Source organism: Roseovarius tibetensis (assembly GCF_050896375.1).
Taxonomy (GTDB): Bacteria; Pseudomonadota; Alphaproteobacteria; order Rhodobacterales; family Rhodobacteraceae; genus Roseovarius; species Roseovarius tibetensis.
Genome location: NZ_JBPBBB010000057.1, coordinates 1 through 15,825 on the forward strand (window position 1 = coordinate 1; position 15,825 = coordinate 15,825).

Here is a 15,825-nt window from a genome sequence, read left to right on the forward strand (position 1 = left end):
TCAACACCATGATTTATATACGAAATACCAAGCTCAGGACAGCGAAATCAGCGGACTACTTGGGGAATGCGGGATGACACCGAGAGCGTGCCCTGCACGATCGAGGTCATCGCGCTTGGCACGATATGGCGCAATAGGATGGTGATCCTTGATCTGCTCTATCGCCTTGGGCAGCTCCCAGCCGACAAAATGCGCGCCATCACGCAAGCCACCGGGCTTGCGGTCCAGCAGGGGCACATAGTGCCACGGCTCGAAATAACTGATATTGCGCGTGAAATGTCGTTTGTGCACGGCAATGATCGCGTCGCCCGCGACCACGACAATCCGATCGGCATAGGCGCGCAACGAGACATGGCGCCCCGCGTGTCCGGACGGCACGCTGTAGCGATTGCTGTATTATTGCACGAGACACGTCGATCTGGTCCGCAGAGCTTTTTCGACATAGCCATCAAAGGAGCGGCCCAGCGGGTGCAACGCGATCTGCGCATCGCCAGCCGTGAAATGCAGAGGAATGAACGCATCGCCCGTACCGGTCCCGAATGTTTGTCTGAGTTCTCGTGCAAAGCGCTGAACCGGCGAATAGGACTCTGTGTAGCCTTTCGTGACAATCTGCTCATTAAGCTTCTTGGCTTTACGACGGTTGCGCCGTCGAAGCAGTAGATCGTGTTTGAAAAGCTCCCGGAGACGCGCCTCGAATGCCGCGCCCAGTTTGTGACCAACACGCGGTTGCCGCTCCCGATACTGCGGTTGCTTCGGGTCCTTCAAATATTTCTTGATCGTCATGCGCGAGATGCCTGTCTCGTGCGCCACAGCACGGATGCTGCGGCCATCGCCCAAGATCCAACCACGGATCTTTAGTGCCGTTTCTATTAGTAACACCTGCTCTTCCTCCGCGCCAAGGCGCACGGATGTTAACAATGCAGGTGGGTCAGTTTTAGGCGATCATAACCCGCCAAGGTGGTCCACTTTTGCGCCGCCCAATGGCCGGATTTTACTACGGCGTTGACACTTGCTTACCGAGGCCGCGGGGCAGGGGCCTTTCGCGCCCGTCCGCCCGAGGGAGGCCGCGGATGATCTTTTCCAGTGTCGCGCGTGTCACTCCTCGAACGATGCGAGCGCCACCTGCGCCGCCATCTGGACGTGGTGCACCGCCATGTCCGCGGCTTTGTCCGCGTCACGGTCGCGCAGTGCTGAGATGATTGCCTCGATTTCCTTCAACGAGGTTTTCGACCTCTCGGGATGGGACAACGACCGCCCGCGGAGAATCATCGCACGTGCGTTTATCATGTGCAGCGTCTGACCCAGGGCGGCGTTCCCCGACCCTTTGACGAGGCAGTCGTAAAAATGATTCTTGGCCGACAGGCGCTCCAGCACGTCGCCGACCTTGTAGGACGTGCGCACCTCGGCGAAGGCGGCTTCTAGGTCGGTGAACTGCCGTGGCGTGGCGTTCCGGGCGAAAAGCCGTGCGGCGAGGCTTTCGAGGACTTCGCGCACCTCGTAGACGCCCTTCGCCTCTTCGGCGGTCATCTGGGCCACGATCGGCCCCTTGTGGGCGATCACCTCGACCAGTCTTTCGCTTTCAAGCTGCCGCAGCGCCTCGCGGACAAGGGTCCGGCTGACGCCGGTCAGCTCACACAGCTGTTTTTCGGGCATGCGATCGCCTGCCTTGTAGTGCCCGACCGCGATCGCCTTTCGGATGCTCTCGGTCACGCCTTGGCGCAGGGTGCTTGAATCGCGCTGCACCTGAAAATCGTAGGGTGTTGTCACAGACAGCGTCCTTTGGCCGGCACATGATGTGCGTGATTAGCTTATAATCATCAAAATCAGACCTAACGCAAATGTTGTGAACATCCATTTTTTAGGATTGTATGATTGTATATTTGTGCTAGACCTTGCGTGACGCTGGAGGGGTGTCGTGAAACGGGAGGGACGAATGGCGCATTTCGACGGAATGTCTGCGGTCGTGACGGGCGCGGGTGGCGGGATCGGGCGCGGGATCGCGCTGGCTCTGGCCGGCGAGGGTGCGAAGGTTGCGCTGTTCGATATCAATCAGGACCTTCTTGATGAGGCCGTGGCCGAAGCGGGCGATCTCGATGTCACGGCCTTTCGCTGCGACGTGGCCGACAGGGAGGCGGTGACCCGAACACTCGACGGGTTTGCGTCCCAATCCGGCGGGCTCGACATTCTGGTGAACAACGCCGTGGCCTTCCATTACGCACCGCTTGAGGTCTTTCCCGAAGCCGAGGTGCACAAGATGCTCGATGTCGGCCTCAAGGGCACATACTGGGCGATCCAGGCCGCGACGCCGCATCTCAAGAAAAGCGACCGTCCAAGCATCCTGAACCTGTCTTCGATCGCGGTCTCGATGGCGATTGGCAATGCCGGGGTCTATTCCTCGATCAAGGGCGCGATCGATGCGCTTACCCGACAGCAGGCGGCCGAACTCGGACCGTACGGCATCCGTGTCAATGCGTTGGCGCCAGGATCGGTCGTCACGCCCGGCGCCAGTTCGGTGATCACCGAGCAGGGGTGGAAAGAGCGTCAGGCCAAGACCGTTCTCGATCGGTTGCCGACGATCGAGGACATCAACCGGGCGGCGGTCTTTCTTTGCTCGCAAGACGCGCGCTGCATCACCGGGATCACGCTGAAAATCGATTCCGGCATGACCATCAAGGGCGCCTGACGGGCCGCTGACGCACCAGTATCGAATGGAGATGACATGGCTGAGATGAAATTGGGTTTCGTGGGGCTTGGACGCATGGGGACGCCGATGGCAGGGCGGCTGATCGACGCCGGCTACGACGTCGTCGTGTGCGACCTCGACACGCAGGCGGTGGACCGCATGGTCGGCCGCGGGGCAACGGCGGCGGCCACCCCACGCGCGGTCGCCGATGCCGTGGATGTCGTTGTCACCAGCCTGCCCACGCCGGGGATCGTCCGACAGGTGGGCCTGGGCGAAGAGGGCATCGTCAACGGCACTCGCGCCACGGTCATGCTGGACGTGTCCACCACAGGACCGTCGACCGCCCGCGAGGTTGCCGAGGGTCTCGCCGCGGCTGGCAAGCAGTGGATCGACTGTCCGGTCAGCGGCGGTATTGCCGGCGCCGAGAAAGGGACACTGGCGCTCATGGTGTCCTTCCCGACGGAAACATACGAGACCGTATTGCCGGTGCTGGACATCTTCGGAAAGCCGTTTCACGTGGGCGAGGATGCGGGCCTCGGGCAGGTCGTGAAGCTGGCCAACAACATGCTTGCGGCCTCGGCCATCTTCCTGACCGCCGAGGCGATGGCGATGGGCGTGAAAGCCGGTGTCGATGCCAGGACAATGCTGGATATCATAAACCTGTCCACCGGTCGCAACAGTGCGTCGCAGGACAAGTTTCCCAAGGCGGTGCTGACCGGCACCTTCGATTTCGGCTTTGCCACGGCCCTGTCCTACAAGGATGTGCGGCTGTGCGTGGACGAGTCCGAGAACCTGGGCGTTCCGATGGTCGGTGGCGCGCTGGTGCGTCAGGTCCTAGCGATCACAAACTCGAAATACGGGCCGGATAGCGATTTCACGTCGATGGCCCGGCTGATCGAGGATTGGGCAGATGTCGAAATCCGCGGATAAACCTGCCGCGGCTGGTGCAGGCGGGCCGGTTCTGCGAGACCTTGTCGGGCAGGCTGCCAGGGCCGATATCCCGGACGCCGCGCTGGACAAGGCGTCTGTCTGCTTTGCCGACTTCCTGTCTTGCTCACTGGAGGCCGCGGATCTGCCATGGAGCCGTCAGGCCGCCGGTCTTGCCGCGGGCCGTTCCGGTCCCGCCGTGATCGTCGGCGAGACAGATAGCGTGTCGCCCGAAGACGCCGCCTTTGCCAACGCGGTACGCGGGCACGGGCTGGTGCGCGAGGACATGCATACCGGCAGTATTGCCCATATGGGTGTCGTGATCTGGCCGGTTCTGATGGCTCTGGCACCCGAGGCAAAGCCGTCCGGGCGCGACGTCCTGGGCGCGGCCGTTGCCGGATACGAGATCGGCGGTCGCCTCGGGCGCGTGCTGATGACCCCCGAGGTGGCGCGGCTATTTCGTCCGACCGGCCTGATCGGCCCCCTCAGTGGGACACTCGCCGGCGCAATGCTGCTCGGTCTGACCGAGGATGAGAAGGTGAGCGCCCTGGCCTTCGCCGCCAACTGTGCCTCGGGGCTCAACCAGTGGCCGCATACCGGGGCGGACGAGATGTATTTTCACCCCGGCTTTGCCGCGCGCAACGCGATTACCGCGATCCGGCTTGCACAGCTCGGGGCAAGCGGGTCTGACAACATCATCGAGGGCGACGCGGGTCTTGTCGCCGCCATACGGCGCGTGCCTTTCACCGAGCGGATCAGTCTGTACCCGGACGGAGCCTGCGAAATACTGTCGGTGTTCAACAAGGAAGTGCCGGCCTGCAACTTCGCCCAGTCTCCGTGCCAGGCGGCGTTGGCCGCCCGACACCGGCTGGAGCCGGGCGAAAGCATCCGGTCGGTTCGGGTCACGACCTACGATGCGGCGCTGAATTATCCGGGCTGTGCCCATACGGGGCCTTTCGCGACACCACTGCAGGCCAAGATGAGCATCGCGTTCGGTGTCGCCGCGGCCCTTGTGCGGGGCGAGATCGCGGACACGAACTATGGCCGCCTGAACGATCCCGAGATTACGCGGATGATTTCCCGGATCGGGTTCGATCTGTCCGATGCGCTGACCGCGGCCTACCCGGCCCGCCAGGGGGTGCGCCTGTGTCTCGAGACCGAAGGCGGTCGCAAAATCGAGGAGACCCTCGACGACATCCGGTTCGCGACCCCGGACATGATCCGGCGTCGTCTGTCGGCCGTCGCCGCATCACGGCTTGGCGCGGACCGCGCCGGGTGTCTGTGCGAGCACCTCGACAGCCTTGCGTCAGCTACGGATTTCAATCTGGTCGTACAGCTTTCGCGCCAAGAGCCTGAGGAGGCAAAATGACGGAACTTCAGATTCTCATCGAGAATATCTTCCAGCTCATGATCACCGGCATTCTCGTCGGCGCCCTCTACGGACTCATGTGCGTCGGGCTGGCGATGATCTTTGGCATCATGCGCGTCATCAATTTCGCGCAGGGCGATTTTATGATGGTCGGGATGTATGCCACCTACTTCTTCTTCGCTTTCGGGTTTCAGGCGGCGTTCGGGACGATCATGGGCCCGTATTTCGCCGTGATCGCGACGGCGCCGGTGCTGTTCCTGTTCGGCTGGCTGATCCACCGGCTGCTGATCCGCCGGGTTACTGGTATCGCGTCCTCGGGCATGGAGGCCGAGGGGCATTACGCCCAGCTTATCCTGACTTTGGGGATCGCGCTGGTGCTTCAGAACGGGGCGATGATTCTGCTGGGGGCGGATCTCGTGTCGATCCGTACGCCGCTGTCCAGCGCAGCCTGGGTCCAGGCGTTCTCCGGCGACAGTCCGATCCTGTTGTTCTTCAACAAGGCGCGGGTGGTGTCGGCCCTGTTCTCGGGTGTGGTGATCCTCGCGCTGTGGTTCCTGATCCAGCGCACGTTGATCGGCAAGTCGCTGCGCGCGGCGGCCGACAACCCCGAGGCCGCGATCTACATGGGCATCGACGTGGATCGCGCACACCGGTTCGCCTTTGCCACCGGCACCGCGATCACGGCGATGGCCGGCGGGCTTCTTGCCACCAGCTATCCGTTCACGCCATTCGTCGGGCTGGAATATGTCATCATCATGTATGCAGGCGTCGTCCTTGGCGGCATCGGCAGCGTGATCGGCGCTTTCTGGGGCGGCATGCTGATCGGCCTGATCCAGCAGTTCTCGACCCTCGTGCTTCCGACGCAGTTACAGAATGCGACGATCTTCGTCTGCTTCCTTCTGGTGGTGACGCTTCGTCCGCAGGGCCTGTTCGGCCGTAACGTGGAGCGTACATGATGATCCGTGACACCTTCAAATCGCTTCTGCCGTTCTTCGTCCTTGGCGCCCTCTACCTGCTGCTGGCGATGTTCGTGACCAATTCCTACTACCAGCTCATCATGACACTGGTCCTCGTCTGGGCGGTGTTCGGGCTAAGCTGGAACGTGCTTTCGGGATATACGGGCCTGATCTCGTTCGGTCACGCCAGCTTTTTCGGCCTCGGCGCCTTCGCCACGGTGCTGGCGCAGGTCAACTGGGGCGTCTCGCCGTGGATCATGCTGTTCGTCTCGGGGCTGATCGGCGCCGCCGCGGGGATACTGATCGGGCTTCCGACATTCCGCCTGCGCGGTCACTACTTCGCGCTGTCGATGCTCGCCTACCCGATGGCGCTGCTGTATGTGTTCCAGTGGCTCGGCTACCCCGAAGTCAGCGTGCCGCGTGTCTCGGAGAATCCCGCGCTTTACATGCAGTTCGCGGATGGCAGGGTCTACACGGTCATCGCCATGGTCCTGCTGACCGCCGTCGTCATCGTATCGCGGCTGATCGAGAAGACACGCTTCGGCATGGCGCTGATCGCCATCAAGCAGAACGAATCCGCCGCCGAGGCCGCCGGTATCAATACGCTTGGCTGGAAGCTCAAGGCGATCGCCGTCAGCGGCGCGATCGCCGGCATGGCCGGGTCGTTCTACGCGGTGGTCATTCTGGTGATCACGCCGCTGTCGGTGTTCGGGATGCTTGTCTCGGCGCAGGCGTTGACCGTGGCGATGTTCGGCGGGGCCGGCACACTGTGGGGGCCGATGATCGGGGCGGCGCTGCTCATTCCCATCGCCGAGACCCTGCACGCCGAACTTGGAAATGTCCTGCCGGGCATTCAGGGGGTGGTCTACGGCATGGCGATCATCGCGCTGATCACGCTTGCGCCCGAAGGCATGTATTGGAAGGTCCGTGACTGGCTGCGCAAGCGCCGCGAAGGGCGCACGGACACGATGCCGGTCGAGGTGCACGCCTATGAGCCTGACACCGCCGCCGCGTCGGTCTCGACCAAGCCGCGCGAATTCGGCGAGGATACGGTGCTTGAAGTGCGCGACGTCTCGAAGCATTTCGGCGGGCTCAAGGCCGTTCAGAACGTCAGTTTCGACGTCAAGCGCGGGATGATCCTCGGGATCATCGGGCCGAACGGTGCGGGCAAGACGACGCTGTTCAACGTGCTCAACGGGTTCCAGAAACCGACCGGCGGCTCGGTTCGGGTGGACGGGGTCGAGATGACCAGCCTCAAGCCGCATGTGCTGTGTCGCGCGGGGGTCGGGCGGACCTTTCAGATCATGCGTCCGTTCAACCGGATGAGTGTCCACGACAACGTCAAGGTCGGCGCCTACGTCACCGCGAAAGACGAGGCCGAGGCCGAAACGATTGCCCGCGACGCCCTGCACAAGGTTGGTCTGGGGCCGATCGCCGACAAGCTCGCCGGCGGACTCAGCACCAAGGATCTGCGCCTGATGGAGCTTGCCCGCGCGCTGGCGGGACGGCCGCACATCCTGCTGCTGGATGAGACCCTCGCCGGGCTCGGCTCGACCGAGGGCAAGGAGGTCGTCTCGGTGATCCGCGGCCTGTCCGAAGAGGGCATCACCGTGGTCATCATCGAACACACGATGCAGGCGATGGTGCAGCTGGTCGATCGCTTCCTGGTGCTCGATCACGGCGAGGTCGTCACCGAGGGCGCGCCGGAAGACGTCACGCGCGATCCCCGCGTCATCGAAGCCTATCTCGGCAAGAAATGGGGCACAAATGCTTGAGATCCAGAACCTGTCGGCCGGTTACGGCGCGCTTTCCGTGCTGCACGGAATATCCTTGTCCGTCGGGGCCGGCCAATTCATCTCGGTCGTCGGTCCGAACGGGGCCGGCAAGACAACGCTTTTCAAGACGATCTCGGGCGTCATCGCGTGCCGGGGCGGCAGCATCACCTTCGAGGGCGAGGATATGCTCAAGGTGTCCCCGTCGCGCCGTCCGCATCTTGGCATCGCGCATGTGCCCGAAGGGCGGCAGGTCTTTGCGTCGATGACCGTTCTGGAGAACCTTCAGATGGGCGCGATCACCGACAAGGGCAGGAAAGAGTGGAAGACCAATCTCGAACAGATCTTCACATGGCTGCCCGTGCTCAAGGATCGCGCCCACCAACATGCCGGGACGTTGTCCGGCGGTGAGCAGCAGATGGTCGCCATCGGGCGCGGGCTGGCCTCGTCGCCCAAGCTGATGATGCTCGACGAGCCATCGATGGGCCTTGCGCCGGCAATAGCCGATTTCGTGTTCGACAAGCTGATGGAGATTCGCCGCGATGCGGGCCTTTCCATCCTGCTGGTGGAACAACGCGTCGCAGAGGCGCTTCAATTTGCCGATCACGGTTATGTCCTGGAAACGGGTCGGGTCGTCCTCGAGGGCGACCCCGACACTCTCAAGGCGGATGATCGCGTGCGGCAAGCATACCTGGGCATGTAGCCCGGGCCAACCAGGGAGGACCAAGACATGACACGATCATTCTTCGCGAGGATAACCGCGGTCTCGACCGCGGTACTGACGGTCGGAGGGGCCACAATGGCGCCCGCTCAGGACGCCGAACCCGTGCAGATCGGCCTGATCGCGCCGACATCGGGCATTTATGCGCGACCGGGAGAGGTGATGAAGATGGGCGCGGAGCTTGGCGTCGAGGACGTCAACGCGGCCGGGGGCATTCAGTGCCTGGGCGGTGCGCCGCTGGAGCTTGTGGTCATCGACTCGGGCGACTCGGTCGAAAAGGCGGCCAATGCCGCGCAGCGGATGGTCGCGGACTATCCCGACCTGGTCGGCGCGACCGGCTCTTACCTGAGCTCGTTCACCCTCGCGGTCACCGAGATCACCGAGCGCGCGGACCTGCCGGTCCTGACGCTGTCCTATTCGGACCTGATCACCGGCCGGGGCTTTGACAACGTGTTCCAGACCTCGGCCACATCCGGTGCCCAGGCCGAGATCGCGCTGCCGATCATCATGGACCTTGCCGAGGACCAGACCGGCACGCGGCCCGAGACGGTGGCCGTCATCACCGACAACACCGCGGCATCGCTCTCGTCGGTCGAGCGCATGAAAAACGGTCTGTTTCAGGATGTGGGGCTTGAACTGGTCTTCGAAGAGGTGTTCACGCCGCCGCTCGCGGATGCCACGGCGCTCGTGCAGCAGGTCCGGCAACGGCGACCCGATCTTCTCTTTTTCCTGCCGACCGTCATCTCTGACAGCAAGCTGATTCTCGAGAAGATGAAAGAGATGCGCGTCTCGGTTCCGACGGTCTCTTTCGGCATCGCGATCGCCGAGCCCGAGGTTCTCAACACGATGCAGCCCGAGCTTCTGAATGGCGTGATGTCGGCTGTCGCCAATTGGGGCTCGGCGGGGCAGGAGGATCTCATCCAGCGGCTGAAGGACGTCTATGGCGAACCCTGGATGACCCAGAACGCGATCTCGACCTATGGCGACATGTGGCTCTTCAAGACCGCGCTCGAGAAAAGCTGCAGTCGTGACCGCGAGGCACTGGGCGAGGCGCTGCGCAACCTCGAGGGCGGACCCTCGGAATACTACCCCGGCGGCACGCTCAGCTTCAACGAGGCCGGCCAGCGCGAGGGCGCGAGCCTGACGATCATCCAGTGGCAGGACGGCGTTCCTTTGACCGTCTACCCTGAAGATCTGGCCGTGTCCGATGCGATCTGGCCCGGCCAGGACTGATCCCGCAGGTCGGCGGCACCGGCGGGTCCGGTGCCGCCACTTCAACATGATGTTCCAAGGAGAAAATGAGAAATGGACAAGGACACCTACGAGCGCGGCCTCGAAATTCGGAAATCGGTACTGGGTGCCGAATTCGTCGAAAATTCAATCGCCAATGCCGATGATTTCAACCGACCCATGCAGGAACTCGTCACCGAATATTGCTGGGGCGCGGTCTGGGGCAGGGACGGCCTGGAAAAGAAGACCCGCTCGATGCTGAACATCGCGATGATCAGCGCCCTGAACCGCCCGCACGAGCTGAAGATGCACCTCAAGGGGGCGATCCGGAACGGTGTCTCGAAGGCCGAAATCACCGAGATCCTGCTTCAGGTCGCCATCTATTGCGGCGTCCCCGCCGCCGTTGACTCGTTCCGTGTCGCAAAGGAAGCGTTCGCGGAAATGGACTCCGAATGATGCGCCGGCAAGGAGACAGACATGCATGATTCATACGAAGTCCTCGCCGTGCGGTACGCGGAAAACGATCGACGGTCTTCAGAGAACTTCATCGGTGGGGACCTGCATGATCGGCCGATGCCGCTCGACTATTTCGTGTGGGTCATCCGCAACGCGTATCGCACGGTCGTGGTGGATACGGGATTCAACCCGGGGTCGGGCACGCGCCGGGGCCGCACGCTCGTGACCCCGGTAAACGAGGCGCTCGAGGCCGTCGGCGTCGTCCCGTCGGCCGTGAAGGACGTGATCACCACGCATATGCATTACGATCATGCGGGCAACAACGATCTCTTTCCCGATGCGTGCTTTCACATGCAGGAGACCGAGATGACCTTCGCCACCGGTCCGTGCATGTGCCATCCGCATGCCAATCACCCTTACGACGTGGACGATGTCATCGGCATGGTGCGGCGCGTCTATGCCGGGCAGGTCTCGTTTCGGTCGGGGGACAGCGAACTCTTTCCGGGCATTACCGTGCACCATATCGGGGGCCATGCGCGCGGGTTGCAATGCATCCGCGTGAAAACGCAACGGGGCCCTGTCGTCCTGGCGTCCGACGCGACCCACCATTACGAGCACATGATCAATGGCAAGGTGTTTCCGACCTGCGACAGCGCGTCCGACGCGCTGCGCGGTTATGACCGGCTGATGGAACTGGGTGGCGACGTCAGCCATGTCATACCCGGCCACGACCCGCAGGTGATGCGTCGTTATCCCGCGTATAGCGATGCGACCAGGGGCCTTGCGGTCAAGCTGGACCAGCCCGAACGCCACCCCGGCTAGATCCGCGCAAATGCCGCACTTCGCCAAACCATCCGATATGGCCGCTGGTTGACGAGGCTGCGCCATGCCCTCGGAAACCGGATCTTGGCATGCCCCGGCATCGCACCCCTGATAGCGACACCGAACAGATCGAACAGGCCGAAATCCGTCCCGGCCTGCTCGCCTCACTCGCACAGGATCTGCAGGATACAGTCATTTTCGGGCACGAGGGCTGCCATCACGCCCCCACACGACATGGTCATTGATCACTCGGGGATCCATTGATGAAACAGCCCCGAGCCGGCAATATTGACCATCAGGCCGACAAGTCTAAAATCTCAGACTTTTTACGCAAAGCCTCTGGACCTCCGGTTGGCCCGTTGGTAATACACGCTCAGTTTCCGGCGTAGCTCAGCGGTAGAGCAGTTGACTGTTAATCAATTGGTCGTAGGTTCGATCCCTACCGCCGGAGCCAAATAACCCAAGTAGCTGATTTCGAACGCTTTTTCGACCAACAGTCGGAGAATGTTCCGTCTGGCACGATTCCTGTCACTTCGCCTGGCACAAACGCTGGCACAGGAATCGCGCTCATGCAGGCCCGGCTCAGAACGCAACCGCATCTCGAATACCGCCCCTCCGGCTTTCACTGGCGGCGGCGCTGGCCGCGCCGCGTCCTCGCCATATACGCGCCAGAGAATATCCAGCATTCTCTTCTTTTCTCGCTCCGCTCGCATGTCATCCCCGATTCCAGGGCGCTGGCTCAGAAACTCACCCTTCTGAGCGATGTCGCCTTCGCCGGAGTGACGGAGAGAAACATGGCGATCGCGCCCGACATCATGGACAGGCTTCTCGTCGAGCTGTGCCGCTTCCTGATCGAGGCGGCGGATGTCGCGCGCGAGGCGGCGCCCGCGCGCAGCTTTGAGACCGCGGCCTACGAGCTGGCCTGCGCCAATGCCGCCCTCGAGAGCCTGCGGACCGCGATCGCCACAAGGGACCGCGAGATGGCGCGCGATCCGCTCCGCGACGTGGCCGCGCGTTTGGGTGTCGCGCTCGACGAGGACGATCCCGATTGGCGCCGCCTCGCGTTCCGCGCCCTCAGGGTCATTCTCGACGCGGAACAGGAGAACCTTCGCCGGGATGAGGGTGTTTTCGATGGGCCTACGGAAACATTGAAGGCCGCGCGGGATCTCGTCGAGGCGCGACCCACCGCCTCCCCCCTGCCTGTCATGCCTCGGACATCCCCGATGCCGCCCGCGCCGTGCTCTACCCCGGCATCCGCTCCCGAGGCGGATCATGATCTGACAACGTCCGCGGCGTCTTCACGGCCTTTCGCATCTGCGCGGCAAGAAGACGTGCAAGCGCCGCGGGTTTCCACGAAACCCGAGCCCACCCCGGCGCTCCCGCCCGAACCGACCCGAGCTCGGTCGTCCTGCCCGACCATCGAGAAGGGCGCGGAGGACTACATCGCAGCACGCAGCCTGGGCTACAGGAGCTTCAAGGCGACCGAGCAGGTCAACGAGACGGCTGGGAAAAGCTGGGCCCGGAACACTGGCCCCAATGTTCGTGGAACCAAGCGCCTGTTCTCGCGGATGCTTGGCGACAAGCCATTCGATCAGATCAGCGATGAGGACCTGAGGACTGCCTGGGAGCTTGTCGCGCGCATTCCCCATTCCTACCAGGCCAAGACCAGCAAATTGTCCCCGCGAGAGGCCGCAGACGACGCCGACGCGACCGAGACCCACAATGCCGGCATCACGCGCGCCCGCCTCGAGAAAAAGGGGGCCAGCCCGGGCAAGATCGAATCCGAGATTCTGAAAGGGCGCATCAAGCGCCTGAGCACGGCAACGATCTACCGCCACATGCAGGACTTCCAGCGCATCTGCAAATTCCTGGTGAAAAAGAACCATCTGCCGGCGAACATCATGGAAGACCACATCTGGGAGACCGCGGAATACGAACGGCGGGAGATCCTCGAGGAAGACAACGATCGTCAGACCTGGTGTGGCAAGCTCGACGGGCTGTTCCGCTCGCCGATCTTCCAGGACAAGCTCGACGACGTGGGTGACCCGCTGTTCTGGGCGCCACTCGTCGCGGTTCACATGGGCCTTCGGAGCGAGGAAGTGCTTCAACTCTATCTCGACGACATCCAGGTCATCAATGACATTCCGTGCATCGTCCTGAAGCAGGGGCCGGGCCAGAGCCTCAAGAGCAAGGCCTCACGCCGGACCATCCCGATCCACGAAAACCTCCTCAAGCTTGGCTTCCTGAAGCTGGTCGCGCTCCGCAAGCGCAAGGACGAGCCGCGTCTCTTCCCCTGGATCGAACGCAGCCAGAACAAGAAGACCTTCACCGAGACCTTCTCGAAGCGCTTCACGCGGTACCGCCAGGACCACAGGATCTACGACAGGCAGCGCGACTTCCACAGCCTCCGCACGACGTTCAACCATCTGCTGATCCAGGCCGAGTGCCCGGACACGCAGCGGCGCGCCCTGATGGGGCATGTCGAGCGAGACATCGGGATCGTGCACTACAATCCCGACGGCTTCTCGGAAAAGCAGCTTCAGCAGCGCGTCAACGCGATCGAGGTTGATATCTCCATGATCCGACCGCCTTTCGAGGCGCCCCGGACCACGAACGTGACGAAGTTGTCGGAGCGCCGTCAGCCCGGCTTCGCGTGACCACGGTGATTTTCGCGACCGGGAGCGTTGCGTGTTTTTGGGCGCCCGATCTTGACCCTGGCGGACAAAAGCTCAACGGGTTGAAATGGCATGGAAATTGCTGCCTTAGACGGGAGTGTGCTCGGCGGCGATCTTGACCCCATTCAGTTGCAAAGAAGAGAATTGGTATCAATGCGTTCGGCCAGATGAGCGGGGGGGGGGCACACTTCGAAGCCGATCCACAGTCGCGTCGACTTGACCTCCGTCACCTACGGCCCAAAGCTGACCTTCATCGCCGACCCTGGCTGCTGCAGTGCAGCCCGTCAGACCGGTCTTTCGCTGCAACTGCACAGTCGAGACGAAGGTGAACTCACACAAAGCGGACAGTGCCGCAGCTGAAAGCAAGGCAGCCTGACCTGCCCCCCAAAAACCGGACCATTCAAAAGTAGAGTTTGTTCTTGTAACGTTCGCAGAAATGAGGAGAACAGACGATGCGCAAATCACGTTTCACCGAAGAACAGATCGTGGGGATTTTGCAGGAGTATGCGGCCGGGGCGAAGGTCTCGGAGCTGTGCCGCAAGCACGGCATGTCGGATGCGACGCTGTATAAGTGGAAGGCCAAGTATGGCGGCATGATGGTGTCCGAGCTGCGTCGTCTGAAGGATTTGGAGGCCGAGAATGCCGAGCTGAAGCGTCTCCTGGCCGATGCCATGCTCGACAACGCGGGCCTGAAGGGGCTGCTGGCAAAAAACTCCTGAAGCCTGCACACCGCCGTGCCGCGGTAAAAAAGCTGACGACGGAGTATCAGTTCACGGAACGGCGGGCGTGCAGGCTGGTCGGGATTTCACGGTCGAGCCTGGCTTATCAGGCCCGACCAGACCGCCACGCGCGGTTGAGGGAACGCCTGATCACGCTGTCAGGCAAGCACCGGAGGTATGGCTATCGCATGCTGCATGCAAAATTGGTCCGCGAGGGCTTCAGGGTGAACGTCAAGGTCGTCGAGCGCATCTACCGCGAAGAACGGCTGTGGCTGCGCCGCACCAAGCGCAAGAAGATCTCGCGTGAGGGGCGTGAGGGGGCTTGGTGCCCCATCGCCGCCACGGCCGTGCGCTGCTTGGCCGGAGTATGCGCCAGGGCGTTGCGCATCCAGTGAACCCGACAGCGCTGGTGGGTCGCGTTGAAGACCCGGCGTGCGGCCGCGCGCAGCCCCTTGTGGTCATCGGCGATCACCAGCTTCACCCCACGCAGACCTCGGTCGGCAAGAGACCGCAGGAAGTCGGTCCAGAACGTCTCGGCCTCGGAGGGGCCGGTGGCGACACCCAGCACCTCGCGCTTGCCGTCCTCGTTGACTGCGACGGCCACTATCACGGCACGGCTTACGATCCGGCCACCATCGCGCGCCTTCACGTAGGTTGCATCGAGCCAGAGGTAGGGCCAGGCCCCCTCCAAGGGCCGCGACAGGAACGTGTTCACGCGCTCGTCGATCTCGGCGCAGAGCCGGCTAACCTGGCTCTTGGACATGCCGCCCGCGCCCATGGCCTTGACCAGATCGTCCACCGAGCGGGTGGAAATCCCCTGAACGTAGGCTTCCTGTATGACAGCCACGAGGGCCTTCTCGGCCGTGCGCCGGGGCTCGAGGAAACTGGGAAGGTAGCTATCCGTTCAGGCCCAGTGGTGAAGACGGCGGTTGATCACACTCAGAAACGGTCCATCACGACCCAGCACTTTACGATCCAACCGCCGCCAGTGCCCGCCATAAATGGCGTGGCGGGCACTGGCTCCTTCATACCTCAGGAGCCGACGTCAGGATAAGACAAGCACTGATTTGCGACTTTTGCTCATGGGCTCCGGCGGCTCACAGGTACGCGGATCGACGCCTTGGTCGGATCATTCGGGGTGAATATCGCGCCGGGTGCAGCCGGAATCCAGGACCACGGCCACCCAGTTCACGTCCGCGCGCATGCCGCGCTCTGCCAGCCATGCCTCCTGAAGCCGGTAGGCCGGCAACTCCTGCGCGGCCGGGCAGTACCAGTGATGGGGCGCCTGACGGTGATGGACAAGTTCGTGAAGCAGGACACTCACGTCTTCGGCGTCACGCTGGTCCCATGGTCTGACCAGCAGGATCTCGGCCTGCCCGGGGTCGTAAAGCCCGCGGAGACGCCCCCGCTGAAAACTTGACTGAATCGCCCCGGATTTGTCGGAGACCATCAACTTAAGTAAGGATGATGGGTATGACAAAAAGCAAAATGGCAA

The 15,825-nt window shown here is 62.6% G+C and carries 15 protein-coding genes, 1 tRNA gene and 3 pseudogenes; 14 read left to right on the plus strand and 5 right to left on the minus strand.

The window, feature by feature from the left end:
- Positions 1-33 precede the first annotated feature (33 nt).
- The 3 genes and pseudogenes from ACROSR_RS18765 to ACROSR_RS18775 all read right to left on the minus strand — a co-directional run.
- Positions 34-381, minus strand: a pseudogene (locus tag ACROSR_RS18765) (Mu transposase domain-containing protein); the annotation flags it as partial.
- 15 nt (positions 382-396) lie between these two features.
- The gene (locus ACROSR_RS18770; protein ID WP_432687428.1) at positions 397-906 is read right to left on the minus strand and encodes a helix-turn-helix domain-containing protein; all 510 of its coding nucleotides are present in this window, start codon (positions 904-906) and stop codon (positions 397-399) included.
- Between the two features lie 189 nt (positions 907-1,095).
- A complete protein-coding gene (locus ACROSR_RS18775; protein ID WP_432687429.1) occupies positions 1,096-1,767 on the minus strand; it encodes a GntR family transcriptional regulator in 672 nt (223 codons plus the stop codon).
- A 166-nt stretch (positions 1,768-1,933) separates the two neighbouring features.
- On the opposite strand from ACROSR_RS18775, the gene ACROSR_RS18780 reads away from it, so the two are divergent.
- The 14 genes and pseudogenes from ACROSR_RS18780 (at position 1,934) to ACROSR_RS18845 (ending at position 14,725) form a co-directional block, all read left to right on the plus strand.
- Positions 1,934-2,683, plus strand: a complete 750-nt coding sequence (locus tag ACROSR_RS18780; protein WP_432687430.1) for an SDR family NAD(P)-dependent oxidoreductase — start codon at positions 1,934-1,936, stop codon at positions 2,681-2,683.
- Between the two features lie 36 nt (positions 2,684-2,719).
- Entirely contained in the window at positions 2,720-3,613 is an 894-nt protein-coding gene (locus ACROSR_RS18785) for an NAD(P)-dependent oxidoreductase (RefSeq protein WP_432687431.1), read from the plus strand.
- On the plus strand, positions 3,594-4,979 hold the full coding sequence (locus ACROSR_RS18790; protein ID WP_432687432.1) for an MmgE/PrpD family protein: 1,386 nt from the start codon (positions 3,594-3,596) through the stop codon (positions 4,977-4,979). Before ACROSR_RS18785 ends, ACROSR_RS18790 begins: the two co-directional genes overlap by 20 nt.
- Positions 4,976-5,935: a branched-chain amino acid ABC transporter permease gene (locus ACROSR_RS18795; RefSeq protein WP_432687433.1), complete on the plus strand. Its 960-nt coding sequence runs from the start codon at positions 4,976-4,978 to the stop codon at positions 5,933-5,935. The genes ACROSR_RS18790 and ACROSR_RS18795 overlap by 4 nt, the downstream gene beginning before the upstream one ends.
- Complete coding sequence (locus ACROSR_RS18800) at positions 5,935-7,710, plus strand: branched-chain amino acid ABC transporter ATP-binding protein/permease (RefSeq protein WP_432687434.1); 1,776 nt, start codon at positions 5,935-5,937, stop codon at positions 7,708-7,710. Before ACROSR_RS18795 ends, ACROSR_RS18800 begins: the two co-directional genes overlap by 1 nt.
- Positions 7,703-8,410, plus strand: coding sequence for an ABC transporter ATP-binding protein (locus ACROSR_RS18805; RefSeq protein WP_432687435.1), 708 nt, complete (start codon positions 7,703-7,705; stop codon positions 8,408-8,410). The genes ACROSR_RS18800 and ACROSR_RS18805 overlap by 8 nt, the downstream gene beginning before the upstream one ends.
- 27 nt (positions 8,411-8,437) lie before the next feature.
- Entirely contained in the window at positions 8,438-9,661 is a 1,224-nt protein-coding gene (locus ACROSR_RS18810) for an ABC transporter substrate-binding protein (RefSeq protein ID WP_432687436.1), read from the plus strand.
- A 72-nt stretch (positions 9,662-9,733) separates the two neighbouring features.
- On the plus strand, positions 9,734-10,114 hold the full coding sequence (pcaC, locus tag ACROSR_RS18815) for a 4-carboxymuconolactone decarboxylase (RefSeq protein WP_432687437.1): 381 nt from the start codon (positions 9,734-9,736) through the stop codon (positions 10,112-10,114).
- Positions 10,115-10,135: 21 nt separating this feature from the next.
- Positions 10,136-10,936: an N-acyl homoserine lactonase family protein gene (locus ACROSR_RS18820; RefSeq protein ID WP_432687438.1), complete on the plus strand. Its 801-nt coding sequence runs from the start codon at positions 10,136-10,138 to the stop codon at positions 10,934-10,936.
- Between the two features lie 89 nt (positions 10,937-11,025).
- A complete protein-coding gene (locus ACROSR_RS18825; RefSeq protein ID WP_432687439.1) occupies positions 11,026-11,181 on the plus strand; it encodes a hypothetical protein in 156 nt (51 codons plus the stop codon).
- Between the two features lie 134 nt (positions 11,182-11,315).
- Positions 11,316-11,390 (plus strand) — tRNA-Asn (locus ACROSR_RS18830).
- A 115-nt stretch (positions 11,391-11,505) separates the two neighbouring features.
- Positions 11,506-13,593, plus strand: coding sequence for a site-specific integrase (locus ACROSR_RS18835; protein WP_432687440.1), 2,088 nt, complete (start codon positions 11,506-11,508; stop codon positions 13,591-13,593).
- Between the two features lie 470 nt (positions 13,594-14,063).
- Positions 14,064-14,273, plus strand: a pseudogene (locus tag ACROSR_RS18840) (transposase); the annotation flags it as partial.
- A 245-nt stretch (positions 14,274-14,518) separates the two neighbouring features.
- On the plus strand, positions 14,519-14,725 hold the full coding sequence (locus ACROSR_RS18845) for a hypothetical protein (protein ID WP_432687441.1): 207 nt from the start codon (positions 14,519-14,521) through the stop codon (positions 14,723-14,725).
- Here ACROSR_RS18845 and ACROSR_RS18850 read toward each other — a convergent pair.
- Both ACROSR_RS18850 and ACROSR_RS18855 read right to left on the minus strand, forming a co-directional pair.
- Positions 14,632-15,228, minus strand: a pseudogene (locus ACROSR_RS18850) (IS256 family transposase); the annotation flags it as partial. The gene ACROSR_RS18845 and the pseudogene ACROSR_RS18850 overlap by 94 nt on opposite strands.
- A gap of 231 nt (positions 15,229-15,459) precedes the next feature.
- On the minus strand, positions 15,460-15,780 hold the full coding sequence (locus ACROSR_RS18855; RefSeq protein ID WP_432687442.1) for a DUF6647 family protein: 321 nt from the start codon (positions 15,778-15,780) through the stop codon (positions 15,460-15,462).
- Positions 15,781-15,825: the final 45 nt, after the last annotated feature.

Bases quoted from the DNA above. Each gene is read 5' to 3' on its own strand.
- ACROSR_RS18825 (WP_432687439.1), top strand. From the start codon at position 11,026: ATGCCCCGGCATCGCACCCCTGATAGCGACACCGAACAGATCGAACAG.
- ACROSR_RS18810 (WP_432687436.1), top strand. From the start codon at position 8,438: ATGACACGATCATTCTTCGCGAGGATAACCGCGGTCTCGACCGCGGTA.
- ACROSR_RS18785 (WP_432687431.1), top strand. From the start codon at position 2,720: ATGGCTGAGATGAAATTGGGTTTCGTGGGGCTTGGACGCATGGGGACG.
- ACROSR_RS18795 (WP_432687433.1), top strand. From the start codon at position 4,976: ATGACGGAACTTCAGATTCTCATCGAGAATATCTTCCAGCTCATGATC.
- ACROSR_RS18800 (WP_432687434.1), top strand. From the start codon at position 5,935: ATGATCCGTGACACCTTCAAATCGCTTCTGCCGTTCTTCGTCCTTGGC.
- ACROSR_RS18855 (WP_432687442.1), bottom strand. From the start codon at position 15,780: ATGGTCTCCGACAAATCCGGGGCGATTCAGTCAAGTTTTCAGCGGGGG.
- ACROSR_RS18780 (WP_432687430.1), top strand. From the start codon at position 1,934: ATGGCGCATTTCGACGGAATGTCTGCGGTCGTGACGGGCGCGGGTGGC.
- ACROSR_RS18845 (WP_432687441.1), top strand. From the start codon at position 14,519: ATGCTGCATGCAAAATTGGTCCGCGAGGGCTTCAGGGTGAACGTCAAG.
- ACROSR_RS18805 (WP_432687435.1), top strand. From the start codon at position 7,703: ATGCTTGAGATCCAGAACCTGTCGGCCGGTTACGGCGCGCTTTCCGTG.
- ACROSR_RS18790 (WP_432687432.1), top strand. From the start codon at position 3,594: ATGTCGAAATCCGCGGATAAACCTGCCGCGGCTGGTGCAGGCGGGCCG.
- ACROSR_RS18820 (WP_432687438.1), top strand. From the start codon at position 10,136: ATGCATGATTCATACGAAGTCCTCGCCGTGCGGTACGCGGAAAACGAT.
- ACROSR_RS18835 (WP_432687440.1), top strand. From the start codon at position 11,506: ATGCAGGCCCGGCTCAGAACGCAACCGCATCTCGAATACCGCCCCTCC.
- pcaC (WP_432687437.1), top strand. From the start codon at position 9,734: ATGGACAAGGACACCTACGAGCGCGGCCTCGAAATTCGGAAATCGGTA.